Genomic DNA, 15,679 nt, shown 5'->3' with positions numbered 1-15,679 from the left:
TCGACATGCTTGTGTTGCAAGCGCATGACGCAAGGCAACGCCGTACGCCGTTGAAAGGTCTACGATTAACAGGCAGACATCAAACCAAGGGATCCGAAATGAGTAAAGCAGACGAACTCGCCGCCAAACTCAAGCAAACACGGCACACCCATGCGGATGCCGCGCTGGAGATCGATTGCTGGCCGGCGCAGGTCTACGATCTGTACCACCGCATCGAGGGCTGGCTGCAGCCAGTCACCGAAGTCGGCCTGAAAATCCGCCGCAATCCGACCCACGTTTGCGAAAGCTCACCCGATGGCGAGAGCCACGATTACGCGATCGACCAACTGGTGATCGAAGCCAATCAACAAACCCTGACATTCGATCCCATCGCCCGGTTTACCGAGGACGGCGCCGGCCGCGTGCAGATCACCCTGCCCGAGCGCAACACCTATCTGCTGCGCACCGTCGATGAACATCACGAAAGCCATTGGTGGTTGCAAACGGTAGAAACCGGTCAGGAACTGGATGCGATTGCCCTGACGGAGAACAATCTGTTGCAGGTGGTGCAGGAAGGTCTCGGCCTCTGAGCGCGAGCTACCCATAGGGATCAGCGCCGGGAACGTGTTTAACTTCTCACTCCGATCCCTTTGAAGCCCGACAGACATGCCCAACAACAAAAAACTGCTCTTGCTCGCTCCATTGCTCGCGCTGAATTTCAGCGCTCAGGCCACCGAGCAAACTTCGCACCTCGACACCATCCAGCAACAAGGCCAGTTGCGCGTCTGCACCACTGGCGACTACAAGCCCTACACCTTCAAGCGCAGCGACGGCGACTTCGAGGGCATCGACATCGCCATGGCGCGCTCGCTGGCCGACAGCCTCGGGGTGAAAGTCGAGTGGGTGCAAACCACCTGGAAAACCCTGATGCCGGACATGCAGGCCGGCAAGTGCGACATCGGCATGGGCGGGATTTCAGTGACGCTGGAGCGGCAGAAGAAAGCCTACTTCAGCAACACCCTCGACAGCGACGGCAAGATCCCGCTGGTGCGCTGCGCCGATCAGTCCAAGTACCAGACCGTCGAGCAGATTAACCAGCCCAACGTACGGCTGGTTGAACCGGCAGGCGGCACCAACGAGGCTTTCGTCCACGCGTTCCTGCCCAAGGCGCAACTGGCCCTGCACGACAACGTGACGATCTTCCAGCAACTGCTCGATAACAAGGCCGACGTGATGATCACCGACGCCTCGGAAGCGCTGTATCAGCAGAAACTCAAACCGGGTTTGTGTGCGGTGAATCCGCACCAGTACATGCAGTACGGCGAAAAGGCCTATCTGCTGCCGCGCGATGACATCAGCTGGAAACTGTACGTGGACCAGTGGCTGCACTTGAGCAAAGTCACTGGCAGTTATCAGAAGGTCATTGGTGAGTGGCTGGCGCTGCCGCAGTAATCTTCCAGGCACAAACATTTGTGGCGAGGGAGCTTGCTCCCGCTGGGCTGCGTAGCAGTCCGCTGTTTTAAAAGCGGGGGTTGCTTCGCAACCCATCGGGGATAAATCCCCTCGCCACAGGTTCAGGTTCTATTTCTATCAATCGTCGTGCAACATCCCGGAGCTGTACTGGTTCAAGCTGCTACCAATACTGTTACCACCGAATTTGAGGGTCGTTGCATTTGTGCGACCCTCCGGCGATTGGCAATCCGAGGAGAAACAACTGGTGGTGGTCAGCCCACCGGAGCCCGAACAGGCACTCAATACCGAGACAGCTGCAGCGATCAACAGCACTTTGACGACATTGGTGCGCATGGTACGGCTCCCCTTGGGATGATCTTGTGCAAGCATCGTAGGCCTTCGCCGCACCCGGCAAGATGAAACTTTGCCGATCGACAGCACGGGTTCAGGTTCGCCTCAAATCGGCTGCCACGCCTCCACCGGAATCTGCGCCATCGCCTCAAACGCCGGTCTGGCGAACCAGAAACCCTGCATCAGATAAATCCCGCAGTCAGCGAGAAAATCCCGCTCCTCGGGGTGCTCGATGCCCTCGGCAATCACCTCGACGCCCAACTCGGCACACATGCCCACCACGCCCCGCACAATCGCCTGGCGTACGCGGTCGCGATGGATATCGCGAATCAGCGCCATGTCCAGTTTGATCAGATCCGGCTGAAAGTCCGCCAGCAGATTCAACCCGGAATACCCCGCACCGAAGTCATCAATGGCGGTCTTGAACCCGAACTCGCGGTACTCGCGCAAGATGTTCATCAAGTGCTTGTTGCTTTCGACGTGCTCGCCCTCGACCGCTTCGAAGATCAGCCGATCAAGCGGGAACGCATGTGCGCGGGCCGCCTCCAGCGTGCTGCGAATGCACATGTCCGGTCGATACACCGCGTTGGGCAGGAAATTGATCGAGAGAAACCCGGTGAGTCCCAACTGCGCAGCCGTGGAGATCGCACGCACGCGGCACAGTTGATCGAAGCGATAGCGGTTCTGGTCATCAACCTGCTCCAGCACCGACAGCGCACCCTCGCCCTGCACGCCCCGGACCAACGCCTCGTGGGCGAAGGTCGATTGATCACGCACATCCACAATCGGCTGGAAAGCAAAGGAGAACGCCATATCGGCCTCGCCTTTTTGCCGGCATCCTTGGCACCCCCCGCTGGGCTGGGGGAAAACGGGAATATTGGTCATGACGCCCCCTGAGAGCGGGTTGTAACCTTCCATGGCCCAGAAAATAACAGCACGGACCGGATGGCCGCCGCTCGGCGACCCCCACTTATACACGCTGACCGGTCAGGCCAGCCCAAGTTCATCTCAAAACGCCATCAGATTCGAAAATGCGATGTCATGCGCTGCAGGTCCTGCCCCAGCGACGCCAGTTCAATGGTCGCGGCAGCACTTTCTTCGCTGGCGACGGCCGACTGATCGGCCACATCGCGCACACTGACGATGCTGCGATTGATCTCATCGGCCACCGCGCTTTGCTGCTCGGCGGCGGCGGAAATCTGCAGGCTCATTTGCTGGATCGTGCCGATCGAATGGTTGATCTCGGTAATCGCCTGCTCGGCCTTCTGCGCCAGCACCACGGTGTCCAGGGTGCGCTCGCGGCTGGATGTCATCAGTGTAGATGCCGCTTGCGTGCCCTGTTGCAGGGTGACAATCAGCGCTTCGATTTCCTTGGTCGAATCCTGGGTGCGCTGCGCCAGCGAGCGCACTTCATCGGCAACCACGGCGAAACCACGGCCCTGCTCCCCCGCCCGCGCCGCTTCAATCGCCGCGTTCAGCGCCAGCAAGTTGGTCTGCTCAGCGACTGCCTTGATCACATCGATGACCTTGCCGATCTGCTCACTGTCCTGGGACAGCACGTTCATCGCTGCGCCCAACTCTTCGATCGCCACCGACAATTCACTGATCTGCACGGTCGCCTGCTTGACCACCGCACTGCCGTGACGCGCCTGCTGATCGGCCAGGGTCGCAGCGGCGGATGCGTCCGTGGTGTTGCGCGCCACCTCCTGCACCGTCGAAGCCATTTCGTGCATCGCCGTGGCGACCTGATCCACCTCGACTTTCTGCTGACGCACACCGGCGCTGGTCTGCTCGCTCATCGCCGAGAGCTTCTCGGCCGATGTCGAAATATGCGTGACACCGTTACCGATCCCCTGCACCAGCGTGTTCAGGCTTTGCGCCATGTCCTGCATCGCGTTTTGCAGATCGCCCAACTCATCCTTGCGGCTGGATTTGGCTTGCACCGTCAGATCGCCCTTGGCAATCCGTCGCGCCAGTTCCACCGTCAGCGCCAGCGGCCCGGTGATCTGCCGCGAGATCAGCACCGCAGCAAACAGGCCGGCCACCAGCGCCAGAACCGTCAGCACTGCAATCTGGATAAAGGCACGCTGTTGATCGTCCCGCGCCAGACGCTGCTGAGTGTCCATCAGGCCGGTCATGATGCTGTCCATCGCCTGGCTCTGCTGATCCACCTGCTGACGCAGGCTCTGCTTCTGCTCGAACAGCGCGGCGACCTCCACCAGCACCTCACGATAACGGCGCATGCCGGCCTGCGCCTCTTCAAGCTGACTCGACAGGGCCGCCGGCAAACCGCTGCGCGCCTTGCTCATGTCGGCCAGAAACGCATCGGTGGTGTCCAGCAGCACCTTCTTGTTGGCCTCGCTCGGCACCGCGATATAACGCCGCAACATCAGCCGAAACATCGTCATGCCATTGCGCAGATCCGCCACCGTGCGCAAGTCCGCCACCCGCGCGCTGTCGGCCGACGCCAACGCGCTGGCCGTGGTGCTCTCGAACATCCTGTTGAAGGTCTCGGCGTACTTGTCCGACATCGCCCCCAGCGGTTTCAACGCATCGCTGGTCGCCTTGTCCGCCTCGATCAAGCGCTTGACCCGCTGATCGTAAGCCAGCGTGGTGTCCTGTAACTGCTTCAAGGCCTGCTGGTTTTCCGCCCGCGTCAGGGTCTGCAACGCCTTGGCGATCAGCCCCTGCAACACCGTCAGCTGCGACTGATAAGACTCGGCAAACGCCGCATCCGCCGCCGCTTCGTACTGCTTCTCCGACAGCCGCATGTCCTGCGACGCATCGTTGAGCGTGCCGATCAGACGCGTGGTGTCCAGGCGATCCACCAGCACATTACTGCTGCTATAGCCAATGAAGGCCACCGCCCCCACCGCCAGCAAAAGAACGCCAAACCCGGCCCCCAACTTTCGGGAAACCTTGATGTTGCCCAGGAAATTCGATGCTTCTGCCATGTTCAGCCTCTAACGCCCTGACGCGATTCAGCGTCAGGCACAAAAAGTAGATCTCTGATAACCGGAGTTACCACTCATATTCGGGGTCGTCGTCCTGGGCGAAATACGGGCAGCTTCCACTGACCCGGCTGCAAATAGCCGATGCGAAAACCGTTTTGACGGCCCACGCACCAGCGAACAAATCCAGGACTCAAGCTGGATTTATCGTTTCAGCAAAGGTGTTGGGAACGGATGCTATAAACTTTGAGAAAAGTTGTACAACTTTATATTTTTGTACAAGCAGTGAACTTTTTCGTGCGCATGATGACGCATTGCCATCATTTTTCGTGGCACATCGCTATTGCTGCGAAAACAGGCTGAAAACCGCCATTTTCGGCGGATGTCTTGCGCATCGACAGAACGCCCTCCGCGACCACAACCTCGCCGCTCGCCACGGAGGGCAGCGCTCTACGCCTTGAGCTCGACGTTATCCAACGCCTGATTCACCGCCAACTCCCCCAACATCACCACCTGCGCAATGCCCAACAGCGTCTTGCGGTGCGAGACATCCAGCAACGCGGCGAAATCGTTGAGCATGGTCGTGGCGGAACCCAGGGATTCACTGGCGTTGGCGAGCAGGGATTCGGTGTCGTAGGCCGGGTTGGCGAGGAACATCGGTTTGGATTGATCACCGCTGGCCATGATCTGGCTGGCCGGGGTGAGGTAGTGATCGAGGGCGCGCTCGGCGGCTTCGTGGAGTTTGCGGGAATCGAGGGATTCGTAGGGGGATGCGGGGTCGGATTCTGGGGGATTCGGTGTTGGTTTGAACATGGATGAAACTCCTAACACTTTTAGTGAGGGCTTCACCCTTTCGCTACCAAACGAAGGGTGGCGGCCATGAACAGGTTGGTAGACCGGGTGCTAGGAGCCGGCGCGCCCGAAGACGCCCTGTACATGACCACCATAGACCCCGATCGACAGCACGATCGGTGATGGTGACGCTGTACATCTAACACGCGGGCTACCAAACCCGGTCACTGGTTTTCAGTGACCCGAGAACGATAGAACCCACGGTCTAGGCGTACAAGCCGGCGGATTCTGTCTTAGGTGTAGGGAGAGGCGCAAGGTGGTGTAGGGCCGGATCCGTGCTGACCACAACACTTTAAACAGGCTGAATCTCAACTGTTTAAATTGAAGGCGCTGTACCAAGGCACGGGTCCAGCCGAGTCTGATAAAGTCGGCACCGGTTCATTCGTTGACAGGGAGTCAAACATGGCAAAGCCAGCCGCACGCATCAGCGATCCCACCAGTTGCCCAATGCCCGGGCACGGCCCCAACGCCATCGCTTCCGGTTCCCCCGACGTATTCTTCGACGGACTTGCGGCTGCTCGAAAAGGCGACGCTTGCACTTGTGGCAGCGCATTAGCTTCAGCGGTTTCAGGGACAGTGTTCATCAATGGCAAAAATGCCGCGCTTGTCGGCACCACTGGTACGCATGGAGACGTTGTGATTGGTGGATCGGGAACAGTGATCATCGGTGACTCCCATACACCAGCTCCCTTTACAGCCCCTACCCCTATCATCGTTCACCCTGGTTGGATCAGCTTCAATATTCCAGGGGAGGAGTCATATCAGGGCATGAGTTGCACCGCACACTTTGACGACGGAACTACCCTATCAGGCGTTTTTGATAACGCCAACACTGTGAAATTTCTCAATATCCCCGGGAAAATCTGTCACAAGCTTGAATTCGGTACACAAGAGGAATCGGCCGCTGGTTCGATCTTCGATACATTATTCAACGCTTCTTTGAAATAAGGATTTTTTCATGACTGAACCATTGCTCGTCACGGGAAGCTACGTTGTCCAGAAAGCACACGCGCTCGAAAATTCGCCCTTGGATATGGCTATTGCGGGAATGGAAGGTGCTGCTACAAGATTTTCTGTAGACGCTATATCGGATGCAAAAGTACGCACCAATTACATGAACAACATCAAACGCATGTCAGTGGAAACAAAAGCCGAAGTCACTGCTGGAAGGCTCAGTGCTAAAGAAGGAGCAGCGTTCTGCCAAGAGATGCGAAACAGAATCTTGCTGGAACACCGAAAATATACTTCGGCACAAGGCGTTGCCTTCGCCGAGAGAAAAAAGAAACTTCCTCCAACGCTTCAGGAAACGCTGGATAAATACGCACTAAAAACCGCAAAAGTGGAGTACAGCAAACTTACTCCAGAACAAAAAAGCAAAGTTTACTATGAGATTCTTGACTCAGCAGGTCGGGACAATGCACCGGTAAGTAGGGGAACCAAGAAATTAAGAATTATGGGAAAAGTCGGTTTATTGGTAACCGCCACCTTCGCCGTTTATGAAATTATGAATGCTGACAACAAAGTGAAGGAAACAGCCAGACAAGGAATCATCATCGGCGGTGGTGCTGCGGGTGGTGGGTTAGCGGGTTTGGGCGTTTCCGCATTTTGCGGGCCTGGTGCCATTGCATGTGCTGTAGCAATCGTATTGGCAGGCAGTATTGCAGGAGGCATCGCTGGTAGCGTTGTTGCTGATACCTTTGATGAAGAGTTGGAGGAATTTTCTAAATGGGACGCGCTATGACAAAGCAACAAAGAGCGGATATTCGCTGGGCATTGTCAGACGCATTCGTTGATAACGAAGTCGACTACGCTGCGATTGCGCGGCAGACAGAAGAATTTGATAGAGACGAAATCAAGCGAATTTTGTTTGAAGAAGTGGCGCCTGTTTGTCATTCCAACCTTGAAAGCACACTTCCGACTATCTGGCTTTGTTTCAATAGAGAAGAACTGGAAAGCGACATTGAGGAAATGCTTAATGCAAAGAAACATAACTGGATGAAGAGCCAGCTAAACTCCCTATTGGTAAAATGGCTAAAACTCAGATACAAATATATTTGGCACAATATAGAAACTCATTATTGACAACCCGAAAGGAATGCAGTACTGAAAGGCACACCAACTTATCACCTGCAACAAACAATCAATTTTCGCTAGAGGCCCTTAGCGAAGATCCGTTCAAAAACGGCAAGGACGATCAGAACATCTAGACAGGAACGCTCACAAAAGCGGACCTCACTTAGAGAATATATAAATCATCGTCCCACCACCGTCACGAACGAAAGCTTGGCACTCAATTGCAACTCCTCTCTGCTCAACCGTAGCGATCTCTCCGCTATCATTAAGCGCCCGCGCCCTACATTGCTTCGAATATTTCATAATATCGGCGGCTGATCGTGTCGAAACCAAACTACCTGCCCTTCCTACTAGATCATAGAATTGCTGATCCGGGGTCGGACCGTCCCATGAGATCGCAACATTCGGTAGGCCGGTTGCGCAGCTAAGAGACAAAGTCATGTATCGCCCATCACGAAAGTGCGTTGTCTGTTTGCCTTCAGTTTGCCTATCCAGTGTTAAGTGACGCTCCGCATAAAGTTTCGAAAGGATTGACTCGCAATTATCAGCAAGCGCGCTGTTAGAAAGCGTCAAAAGAGCAATGATGGTACCAACGCTGATCCGAAATTTACCGCTCATGAGCGTCCTTTTGTGATCGTTTTCGATCAGTTCTTCAATTAAAAGGGGGTAGATTTATTACTGCCAAGCATTTCCCCAATGCTTGGCTAATTTTTGAGCATAGACCTCCGCCAGCTACCAAACCCGTCCGCCCCCCATTCCTGATAAACTCCCCCACCTCCCAGCCCCACCCAATCCAGAACCGCCAATGTCCCCTATCTCCGCCACGCCCGCCCCACTCTCCCGCCGCTTCTCCGTCGCCCCGATGATGGATCGGACGCATTGATCAGCCCGCCCCCGCAAACAAAGGCCAAAGCAACACCTTAAATGAGCCTGTACCAGTTACGTACCAGCAAAATTTATTCAATCGACCATCCAGTTTTTTCTTCCCTTCTCTTAAGCAATTTTTAAGCAAGCGTTTTCGGCTCCAATCTGGACACTGCTGACACTGTCAATAAGACGGGTTTGAGGCAGGCATGATGGCCGCGCTTTTCGTGTCGCTCGGTTCAGCTTGCAATAGCCCCATATTAATTTTGAGTTCGAATCTCTCCTTCACCGCCACATTCAGTAAACGCAAACCCCTGATTTTCCTAGAGAAAGTCGGGGGTTTGTGGTTTTTGGCGTCTGAAAAAAAGCCATATGGGACTGAGATGGGACTGGTGCGCAATTTTGGTGCAAAAAACAGAGCTTCCCGATTGATTGGTTGAGCATGATCCGGCTGCAATGGACTAGTCTCTGCAGACGCCTCGATCAAGGACGAATCCATGCCAAATAACTCAGACTCCAACATCGCCACGGCAGACGCTCTCACATTGCTTCTGCACAATCAGCATGCCTTGGGTGCGGCAATAGAAGAGGTCACGAGATGGCTTTCAGAAAATGGCGTAGAGAATGTTGCCGATAACGCACTGGTGGCCATGGAAACCTTGGACACGAATGCTAAAGCGATTACAGATGCGATTACTCGACTACGGCAATCGTAGGGAGTCGCCCCATTGGGCACCATGAAGGGTTGGCAGAACATGGAAGGCCAGAGAACCTGTAGATGACCTTTCGTGAACTGTTCACTTTTCCTCTCTCTATCCATTACTGCTAGGATTCCACCTCATGCAAATGAGGTGTGCGGATGCCGACAAAACATGCACTAGCAGAAATAATTGAGCGCTTGCACACCAATCAACGAGGCTTTGAGGAGGCTCTGCAAGGGGTACTCACCATCGTTGAAAAATTTGGTGGTGTTGAAACGGTCGAGCGCATTCGGTACACGTTAGAGGCAGTTCAGGACATCACCTCGCAGATTGATCATGCTTATACGCAGGCAAGTGTCACCAGGAATGCATCCAAGGAAGTTGTCGGGACAGGCCCAAGCACCATTGGCAGCCGGCTACGTGAGGAGCGGGTCAAGCTGAAGATGACTCAACAACACTTTGGAGCAGTTGGCGGGGTGAATATCGATGCTCAGTTTAAATACGAGCGAGGAATACGAATCCCTAAAGCTGATTATTTGGCAAACATCAACCCTTTGGGGGCTGACATTTATTACATTGTTACGGGCAGGCGTTTAGCAAGCTAAATGTCTCAAGACAGGCGCCGTTGCATCGTAGTCCTATGACCGTCCGCTTCTGGCCGATAGCGGCCTTTGACGACCGGTTCGTTGAATTCCGTCCTATGTTCAATCGGCCCCCACACCTGGCTCAGGTGTGGGGGCCTTTTTTTGTGGCCGTGGAAGCCGGTCCCCCCAGGGCTGGTCTACCATTCCCTCGATATCTGGTTGATCTCTGGACGTGGGAGTACGCATGACTGATGCATTGGCGGCACTGAAACTGCCGAACGCAGTGGAGGTGCAAACCCTGAAACTGCTGCACCAAATTGAACTGGCGCACACGGCTGACGACCTGTTCCGCGCCAGTGATCGTGCCGAAGGTTTTGTGCTGGGCCTGGAGACGGTCAAGGTGCTGAACGCGGCCAGTATCGAAGGTTTGTATAAGACCTTCGAGGCAGCGGCCACGGCGCGGCGTCAGGAGCACGAGCAGTGATCGGCGAAGGTATTCACGAAGAGGTGTTGCGCGCCCTGGTCGAACAACACGCGGTGCGCGAATGCCTGGTGGCCAAGATCAACGGCGGCCCAGAATGGGGCCTGTCGATTCGCCTGGGCGGCAGCGGCGCACGCTGGGTGCCGGTGCGCTCGCGACGTGAATCACTGCGCACCTGGGCAAGCTTGACCGCCGTGGGACGTTTTGCCGAAGGCGTGGGCCTGAGTGGATTCAGTGTCGAGCTGTAAGCGGTGACAGGCGGCTCAAGGCGATTGCAGCATCCCCTAGACATTAGGACCTGCCCACTTACAAAGTCTGGATAGGGATTCGAACCCGTTCCGGCTCATCCGCAGGCCGCTAAAGGCCAGCAAATAGTGGGTGCGCAACATTTAGCTGCGGTGCTGAACGGCCTACCGCGGCCCTGAATCTGCCCTAAATTTGCCCTAACTAGCGGGTTAGCTACCGCCGAAAATATCGTTATGCAACGCTCACAAAATATCAAGCATCACCAATCCGAATTTCAACGGGCAATCGGGCAAATTCAAAATCACCAGACAAAATCCTCAAGCACCAAACGCCTGCTATGTTTGCTCGGAACTGCACAGCTATAGAATAAGTGAGATTGGCAACGAGCCTCTCAGTTCCCTTCGTCACATTCAGCGGTAGTCGGAAGACTTCATACCCATTTGGATCGTCTACGACGATATAAAAGGTGAGTTGCAAACCCAAAGGCAAATAGCCTAAAGAAAAGATTACCGCGGTCGGCCAGCAGACGTCAGCAGGAAGTGCAGGATACTTCCAGAACTCCCCGGCGCCACCCAGAACGTTAAGCAGCGAGTTCGTAGGATGTATTACTTCCGCTATTACAATTGCGCAAACATTCAACCCTGACTCAATGTCCGTTGAGTTGGCCTCCCGAGCTGTTGGAGGAAGCGCAAATCCTGGCGACCCTCTTTTTCCACCCTTAGCTATGATTGACCTAACTGTTTTTCCATCGGGCGTTATGAAATGTATCTCTGAGTCTTCTCCATTCTCAGCATGTTCGCCAGGATAACGTTGAGAAGCCCCCCCTCTTCCAACGACTAGCTTGACGGACAATGGCCCGTTATCAGATTCAAGCTCGCTCATGGAGAACTTCGCAACGAACCTATCCCCTCCACCTCCACCTTCGCCCCCCACCGCATTTTCATTTTCCGAACCGGCTCCCCCACCGCCTGCACCAGGGTGCTCGGCATTGGGCAATTTATAATCGAAAAGGCTAAGGTCTATCGGATCACCATAATAATGCGTATCCCCTCCTTTTCCTCCGCCCCCTCCTCTAGCGTTCGTACCGATAGCTCCTCCACCGCCTCCCCCTGCAGCCCGCGAATTTCCGCCTGCCCCTCCAAGCCCCAATACTGAGTCAGCTATCGTGATGATGTGCTCGGATGCAATCAATGCTTCGTTTGCCATCTCAGAGTTCAGTATCCAACCTTGACCGCCTATTGCATCGAACTCGTTGAGCTGTTCCTGCTTCCAAGTTTTGAGTAACTCAGGTGGAAACGCGGCCGCTCTATTTGGTTGATCGATCTCCCATGCGTGCTCCAGACAGAGTATTAAAAGGTTGCTTGAAGACCGATTTTCTTGCTCGGTCATGTTCTCATCCCATCGCTCACCACCCTCGCTACGTGCACAGATATGGGCAACATTGGAATTCAAGGATCGCTCACCTGTTTCAGGATCAACTTTATAAAGCGGCCGCCGGCAAGATGGGTAGGCACACCTAAATGCGTTTGCATATAGTGCTTTCACTGTCGCTTGAGATGGTGGGCGATGTTCCTTTGACATTGTAGGTCCCTTTCAAAGTGTCGTCTGATGTTAGGCCAACTTGTCACCATTCGGACAGCTAATTCCCCCCTCATCGAGCGATACCACCAGCCCCGTTCACAACTGATCATGCTCGGCAGCTCTGATTCCGAGTCAGCCCCCCGAAGGTTTAGGAGTATGCGGGGGATTTAGGGATATAGGTCCGTTGCTATGGGCTATGGCGGCTGACCTCGGCAGGTTGCCTAGATGCATAAATGGCACTGGGTGGCATAGGTTGGGTGTGCCCGAACACGCTTTATTTCCTATGGGTGGCCGAAAGATTTTTTTACTTTCTAAAATTTCCCCCGACAGACCCTTTTACCTCTCGCCATTTGGTACGCTTGCACCGCAAACGTGCCAAGAACCAAGGAGCGGTGTACATAAATGCCTGCCAATAAAAAACACCATTATGTTCCGAGGGTATACCTCAAAAACTTCTCCTCTAATGAGAAGACAATAAATTTGTTCAATTTGAACAGAGATATTGTCATTCGCGAGGGAAAGCTAAAGTCACAATGCTATCGCGATTATCTTTATGGCGTAGAAGATGGACTGGAAAAAGCGCTTGGAATAATTGAAGGTCAAGCAGCTATATTATTCCGTGAAATTCGGAAAGAGCTCAAACCACCTTACTTTGAAAGTGGTGATTACGGAAACTTCCTAACGTTCGTGATCTTTCAGCGCAATCGAACTCTCTATGCTGCTCGCTCTATCAATGAGATGCTTGTTGCGATGGCGCAAAAATATATTTCGTATCGACCTGATGTCCCAGAAGATATTTTTGACAAGATTTCGATCAAAGTAAATGACCCTGTAATACATGCATTGAAGGCTGCAAACCAGTCTCTACATTTTGCCATGGACCTATCATGTAAATTACTTCTCGCGAAAAAAGGTTCAGAATTTATAACATCTGATAATCCAGTGGTGTTCTACAATCAAGCTCTGGAAGTATGCGACTCTCACCATGGAATAGGTACAGCGTCTAAAGGATTACAAATCTTCTTCCCGATTTCTCCAGAAATTTCGATTCTATTCTATGATGCAAGCGTCTATAAAGTTGGGGGCAGACGAGAACAGTCGATCCAAGTTACAGAACAGAGCGACATGGATCAGATCAACACTCTGATGCTAGCAAATGCTGAAGAAAACATTTACTTCCTCACCAGTGACCGGATAAACCTAAAGGAAATAAAGCGAGGAAAAAAATTTCGTGTTGCAAATACGGGCAAGCTCCATACTTTACCTGGAAAAAGAACCGAGCACGAATACTCCGACATACTCATACATCAAGGGATTAGACCAAAAACTGGGCTTCGGCTTTCTTTCTTGAAAGAGCTCACAACCGCCGATGAACTTAGGCATTTAATCAATAGCGGTCACCTACGTCACCCTGGCTTGCTCCGCGACCCCGTATTGGTAACATGGGATAAGCGATGGCAAGAGAGTATCGAAGCCGGTAATAAACAAAATTTCTTTGAATATATGGCCTCTCAGTGAAAAGTTAACTCTAATTCGCTAGCAAACAGACCGCTTAGCTCAATGCACATCAATTACACACATGAAACCTTCCAAAGCTGATCAAGTTTCGTTGTGTAGCTTTGACTCATCATCTCACGTCTCATTCCCCACTCCGGTTTAGTAGGTACGCTGGCTGACCGCAGCGTGCCCCTACCCCATCGCCCATTGATCTGATCAAGCACCGTCATTACCCGAGTTGCTTCGGCCGGTTGCGAAGTAGCGAACAGATCATCGGTAAATTCCCCGTGCTGGCACAGATTGAGCAACATCACCTCAGCCTTGCTGTACTTGAAGCCCGACCGAAATACGCGCTCAAGCGCGCCAACAGCCGCCTGAGTGAGAAGGCGTACGTCGTCAGTGGGATAGGGCATATCAACCACTACTCCGTTAGCGTACTTCGCCTCCTCAGGATTGAACATGCCGGTACGGATACAAACGCGCACCTTTTTGCACAGCGAGTTCTGGGCACGAAGCTTCTCAGATGCTCGCATCATGTAGGTGGCCACCGCTTCTTTGATAGGCGGTAACTCCGTCAGCCGCTGGCCGAACATGCGGCTGCAGCAAATCTCCTGCTTTGGCGGATCTGGCTCGTCCAGCTCTAAGCAAGGCGTGCCGCCCAACTCCCTGGCCGTCTTCTCGATCACGACGCTGAACTTCTTGCGGAGCGTCCATGGGGCCGCTTTAGCTAGGTCCATTGCAGACTTGATGCCCATCGCATCAAGGTGAAGTTTCATTTTGCGACCAATGCCCCATACCTCCGCAACGTTCGTATTACGCAGCACCCAGTCCCGCTTAACCGGGTCAGTGATATTGACCACGCCACCGGTTTGCGACTGCAGGCGCTTCGCGGTGTGATTTGCCAGCTTTGCCAGCGTCTTTGTGTGAGCGATCCCGACACCGACAGGAATGCCCGTGCAGCGAAGAACCTGGTCGCGGATCTGTCTACCAAGGGCGTCCAACCCACCGATGCCGGTCAGGTCAGCAAACGCCTCATCAATGCTGTACACCTCAACTTGCGGCACCATCGCCTCGATAAGGCTCATCACACGCTCGCTCATGTCGCCGTACAGCGCATAGTTCGAGGAGAACGCGACAATGCCGTATTGCTTGAGCTTGTGCTTGATTTGAAAATACGGTTCACCCATCTTGATGAACGGCTTCGCGTCGTAGCTGCGGGCAATGACACAACCGTCGTTGTTCGACAGCACCACGATGGGCACCTTGGCCAGGTCGGGGCGGAACACGCGTTCGCAACTGGCGTAGAAGCTGTTGCAATCGATCAGGCCGAATACCGGCGTTACTTTAGACATGGCTGCGCACGCTGCCGATGATTACGCCCCAGATGGCTAGCTCATCACCTTCCAGCACATAGCGAGGCGGATACTTGGGGTTCTCAGACAAAAGGATCACGTCCTTCCCCCGAATGCACAGTCGTTTGCACAGCGGATCATTGTTCAGCAGCGCCACGACGATGTGGCCATGGGCCGGCTCCAGCGAACGGTCTACAACTGCTAGGTCTCCGTCAAAGATGCCCGCTCCCTGCATGCTTTCCCCGGTAATTTTCACCAGATAAACATGCGGGGCGCGGATGTTGAGCACCTCATCTAGGGAGATGTGTGCCTCAATGTGATCAGCCGCCGGCGAAGGAAAACCAGCGGGCACCTGGAACAAACAAAGAGGCAGCTTCAGGCCGACCTCGGCAATTAGGCCTAAAATTGAATAGCTCATGACGCACGACTTCCAACACTGTACGAACATACAGTTAACTTTCAGAAGCGCTCGCGGTCAATTTCTGTAGGAAATATCTGATAGGCGGGCGATATTTGCGGGCGATTTTCACAGTACGACGGCATTCACGACTTTGTAGCGGCGTTGAGCATGCCCAACACACTGGTCAATCACACCGGCGACCAACCCTTCGAGCGCTACAACGCGGCTCCTAGCACCCAGCTGGCGATTTTCCATCAGGAGGGTCAGCACCTACACGCCGACATGGTTCGCTGGGATGGCGTCCACACTGGGCGA

General features: G+C 54.0%; 18 protein-coding genes and 2 pseudogenes. 11 read left to right on the top strand and 9 right to left on the bottom strand.

Annotated features, from left to right (window positions below; translation table 11 throughout):
* The first annotated feature begins 98 nt into the window (after positions 1–98).
* Together JFU48_RS17355 and JFU48_RS17350 are read left to right on the top strand one after the other, a co-directional pair.
* Positions 99–569 (top strand): hypothetical protein, encoded by a 471-nt coding sequence (locus JFU48_RS17355; protein WP_003226486.1) that lies wholly within the window; start codon positions 99–101, stop codon positions 567–569.
* Between the two features lie 76 nt (positions 570–645).
* The gene (locus tag JFU48_RS17350) at positions 646–1,431 is read left to right on the top strand and encodes a transporter substrate-binding domain-containing protein (protein ID WP_201137112.1); all 786 of its coding nucleotides are present in this window, start codon (positions 646–648) and stop codon (positions 1,429–1,431) included.
* A gap of 138 nt (positions 1,432–1,569) precedes the next feature.
* Here JFU48_RS17350 and JFU48_RS17345 read toward each other — a convergent pair whose 3' ends face one another.
* From JFU48_RS17345 to JFU48_RS17330, 5 genes and pseudogenes are all read right to left on the bottom strand, one after another.
* A complete protein-coding gene (locus JFU48_RS17345) occupies positions 1,570–1,785 on the bottom strand; it encodes a hypothetical protein (protein ID WP_081794889.1) in 216 nt (71 codons plus the stop codon).
* A gap of 102 nt (positions 1,786–1,887) precedes the next feature.
* Positions 1,888–2,667 carry a S6 modification regulatory phosphodiesterase RimA gene (gene rimA / locus JFU48_RS17340; RefSeq protein ID WP_201137111.1) on the bottom strand — a complete coding sequence of 260 codons (780 nt, stop codon included), beginning with the start codon at positions 2,665–2,667 and terminating at the stop codon, positions 1,888–1,890.
* Positions 2,668–2,801: 134 nt separating this feature from the next.
* Positions 2,802–3,581, bottom strand: a complete 780-nt coding sequence (locus JFU48_RS30620; RefSeq protein ID WP_446739783.1) for a methyl-accepting chemotaxis protein — start codon at positions 3,579–3,581, stop codon at positions 2,802–2,804.
* A 78-nt stretch (positions 3,582–3,659) separates the two neighbouring features.
* A pseudogene (locus JFU48_RS30615) lies at positions 3,660–4,736 on the bottom strand (methyl-accepting chemotaxis protein); the annotation flags it as partial.
* A gap of 447 nt (positions 4,737–5,183) precedes the next feature.
* Complete coding sequence (locus JFU48_RS17330; RefSeq protein WP_003226502.1) at positions 5,184–5,546, bottom strand: DUF6124 family protein; 363 nt, start codon at positions 5,544–5,546, stop codon at positions 5,184–5,186.
* Positions 5,547–5,987: 441 nt separating this feature from the next.
* On the opposite strand from JFU48_RS17330, the gene JFU48_RS17325 reads away from it, so the two are divergent.
* The 3 genes from JFU48_RS17325 to JFU48_RS17315 are packed head-to-tail and all read left to right on the top strand — an operon-like array spanning position 5,988 to position 7,667.
* On the top strand, positions 5,988–6,533 hold the full coding sequence (locus JFU48_RS17325; RefSeq protein ID WP_201137109.1) for a PAAR domain-containing protein: 546 nt from the start codon (positions 5,988–5,990) through the stop codon (positions 6,531–6,533).
* Between the two features lie 10 nt (positions 6,534–6,543).
* Positions 6,544–7,326 (top strand): hypothetical protein, encoded by a 783-nt coding sequence (locus JFU48_RS17320; protein ID WP_201137108.1) that lies wholly within the window; start codon positions 6,544–6,546, stop codon positions 7,324–7,326.
* Positions 7,323–7,667, top strand: a complete 345-nt coding sequence (locus JFU48_RS17315; RefSeq protein ID WP_027611493.1) for a DUF7079 family protein — start codon at positions 7,323–7,325, stop codon at positions 7,665–7,667. Before JFU48_RS17320 ends, JFU48_RS17315 begins: the two co-directional genes overlap by 4 nt.
* Before the next feature lie 150 nt (positions 7,668–7,817).
* Here JFU48_RS17315 and JFU48_RS17310 read toward each other — a convergent pair whose 3' ends face one another.
* A complete protein-coding gene (locus JFU48_RS17310) occupies positions 7,818–8,276 on the bottom strand; it encodes a hypothetical protein (protein WP_157160377.1) in 459 nt (152 codons plus the stop codon).
* Between the two features lie 743 nt (positions 8,277–9,019).
* On the opposite strand from JFU48_RS17310, the gene JFU48_RS17305 reads away from it, so the two are divergent.
* From JFU48_RS17305 to JFU48_RS17290, 4 genes are all read left to right on the top strand, one after another.
* Positions 9,020–9,238 carry a hypothetical protein gene (locus JFU48_RS17305; protein WP_201137107.1) on the top strand — a complete coding sequence of 73 codons (219 nt, stop codon included), beginning with the start codon at positions 9,020–9,022 and terminating at the stop codon, positions 9,236–9,238.
* Positions 9,239–9,381: 143 nt separating this feature from the next.
* Positions 9,382–9,828 (top strand): helix-turn-helix domain-containing protein, encoded by a 447-nt coding sequence (locus JFU48_RS17300; RefSeq protein ID WP_201137106.1) that lies wholly within the window; start codon positions 9,382–9,384, stop codon positions 9,826–9,828.
* Positions 9,829–10,051: 223 nt separating this feature from the next.
* Positions 10,052–10,291: a hypothetical protein gene (locus JFU48_RS17295; RefSeq protein WP_082729259.1), complete on the top strand. Its 240-nt coding sequence runs from the start codon at positions 10,052–10,054 to the stop codon at positions 10,289–10,291.
* Complete coding sequence (locus tag JFU48_RS17290) at positions 10,288–10,536, top strand: hypothetical protein (protein ID WP_201137105.1); 249 nt, start codon at positions 10,288–10,290, stop codon at positions 10,534–10,536. The genes JFU48_RS17295 and JFU48_RS17290 overlap by 4 nt, the downstream gene beginning before the upstream one ends.
* 250 nt (positions 10,537–10,786) lie before the next feature.
* On the opposite strand, the gene JFU48_RS17285 is transcribed toward JFU48_RS17290, so the two are convergent.
* The gene (locus tag JFU48_RS17285; protein WP_201137104.1) at positions 10,787–11,923 is read right to left on the bottom strand and encodes a glycine-rich domain-containing protein; all 1,137 of its coding nucleotides are present in this window, start codon (positions 11,921–11,923) and stop codon (positions 10,787–10,789) included.
* Between the two features lie 594 nt (positions 11,924–12,517).
* Between JFU48_RS17285 and JFU48_RS17280 the strand changes: the two genes are divergently transcribed.
* The gene (locus JFU48_RS17280; protein WP_201137103.1) at positions 12,518–13,633 is read left to right on the top strand and encodes a DUF4238 domain-containing protein; all 1,116 of its coding nucleotides are present in this window, start codon (positions 12,518–12,520) and stop codon (positions 13,631–13,633) included.
* A 53-nt stretch (positions 13,634–13,686) separates the two neighbouring features.
* Here the strand turns inward: JFU48_RS17280 and umuC are convergent, their stop codons facing one another.
* Entirely contained in the window at positions 13,687–14,964 is a 1,278-nt protein-coding gene (umuC, locus tag JFU48_RS17275) for a translesion error-prone DNA polymerase V subunit UmuC (RefSeq protein ID WP_201137102.1), read from the bottom strand.
* Positions 14,957–15,382, bottom strand: coding sequence for a LexA family protein (locus JFU48_RS17270; RefSeq protein ID WP_201137101.1), 426 nt, complete (start codon positions 15,380–15,382; stop codon positions 14,957–14,959). Before JFU48_RS17270 ends, umuC begins: the two co-directional genes overlap by 8 nt.
* 93 nt (positions 15,383–15,475) lie before the next feature.
* Here JFU48_RS17270 and JFU48_RS29980 point away from each other — a divergent pair.
* Positions 15,476–15,679 (top strand): annotated as a pseudogene (locus tag JFU48_RS29980) (SOS response-associated peptidase family protein); the annotation flags it as partial.

It is taken from the genome of Pseudomonas sp. TH49, from assembly GCF_016650625.1.
Lineage (GTDB): Bacteria > Pseudomonadota > Gammaproteobacteria > Pseudomonadales > Pseudomonadaceae > Aquipseudomonas > Aquipseudomonas fluorescens_H.
This window is presented reverse-complemented; position numbering and strand designations above follow the sequence as displayed.

Excerpts from the sequence above, each read along its gene's own strand:
- JFU48_RS17355 (WP_003226486.1), top strand. The coding sequence starts at position 99 with ATGAGTAAAGCAGACGAACTCGCCGCCAAACTCAAGCAAACACGGCAC.
- JFU48_RS17350 (WP_201137112.1), top strand. The coding sequence starts at position 646 with ATGCCCAACAACAAAAAACTGCTCTTGCTCGCTCCATTGCTCGCGCTG.
- JFU48_RS17345 (WP_081794889.1), bottom strand. The coding sequence starts at position 1,785 with ATGCGCACCAATGTCGTCAAAGTGCTGTTGATCGCTGCAGCTGTCTCG.
- rimA (WP_201137111.1), bottom strand. The coding sequence starts at position 2,667 with ATGACCAATATTCCCGTTTTCCCCCAGCCCAGCGGGGGGTGCCAAGGA.
- JFU48_RS30620 (WP_446739783.1), bottom strand. The coding sequence starts at position 3,581 with ATGAGCGAGCAGACCAGCGCCGGTGTGCGTCAGCAGAAAGTCGAGGTG.
- JFU48_RS17330 (WP_003226502.1), bottom strand. The coding sequence starts at position 5,546 with ATGTTCAAACCAACACCGAATCCCCCAGAATCCGACCCCGCATCCCCC.
- JFU48_RS17325 (WP_201137109.1), top strand. The coding sequence starts at position 5,988 with ATGGCAAAGCCAGCCGCACGCATCAGCGATCCCACCAGTTGCCCAATG.
- JFU48_RS17320 (WP_201137108.1), top strand. The coding sequence starts at position 6,544 with ATGACTGAACCATTGCTCGTCACGGGAAGCTACGTTGTCCAGAAAGCA.
- JFU48_RS17315 (WP_027611493.1), top strand. The coding sequence starts at position 7,323 with ATGACAAAGCAACAAAGAGCGGATATTCGCTGGGCATTGTCAGACGCA.
- JFU48_RS17310 (WP_157160377.1), bottom strand. The coding sequence starts at position 8,276 with ATGAGCGGTAAATTTCGGATCAGCGTTGGTACCATCATTGCTCTTTTG.
- JFU48_RS17305 (WP_201137107.1), top strand. The coding sequence starts at position 9,020 with ATGCCAAATAACTCAGACTCCAACATCGCCACGGCAGACGCTCTCACA.
- JFU48_RS17300 (WP_201137106.1), top strand. The coding sequence starts at position 9,382 with ATGCCGACAAAACATGCACTAGCAGAAATAATTGAGCGCTTGCACACC.
- JFU48_RS17295 (WP_082729259.1), top strand. The coding sequence starts at position 10,052 with ATGACTGATGCATTGGCGGCACTGAAACTGCCGAACGCAGTGGAGGTG.
- JFU48_RS17285 (WP_201137104.1), bottom strand. The coding sequence starts at position 11,923 with ATGACCGAGCAAGAAAATCGGTCTTCAAGCAACCTTTTAATACTCTGT.
- JFU48_RS17280 (WP_201137103.1), top strand. The coding sequence starts at position 12,518 with ATGCCTGCCAATAAAAAACACCATTATGTTCCGAGGGTATACCTCAAA.
- umuC (WP_201137102.1), bottom strand. The coding sequence starts at position 14,964 with ATGTCTAAAGTAACGCCGGTATTCGGCCTGATCGATTGCAACAGCTTC.
- JFU48_RS17270 (WP_201137101.1), bottom strand. The coding sequence starts at position 15,382 with ATGAGCTATTCAATTTTAGGCCTAATTGCCGAGGTCGGCCTGAAGCTG.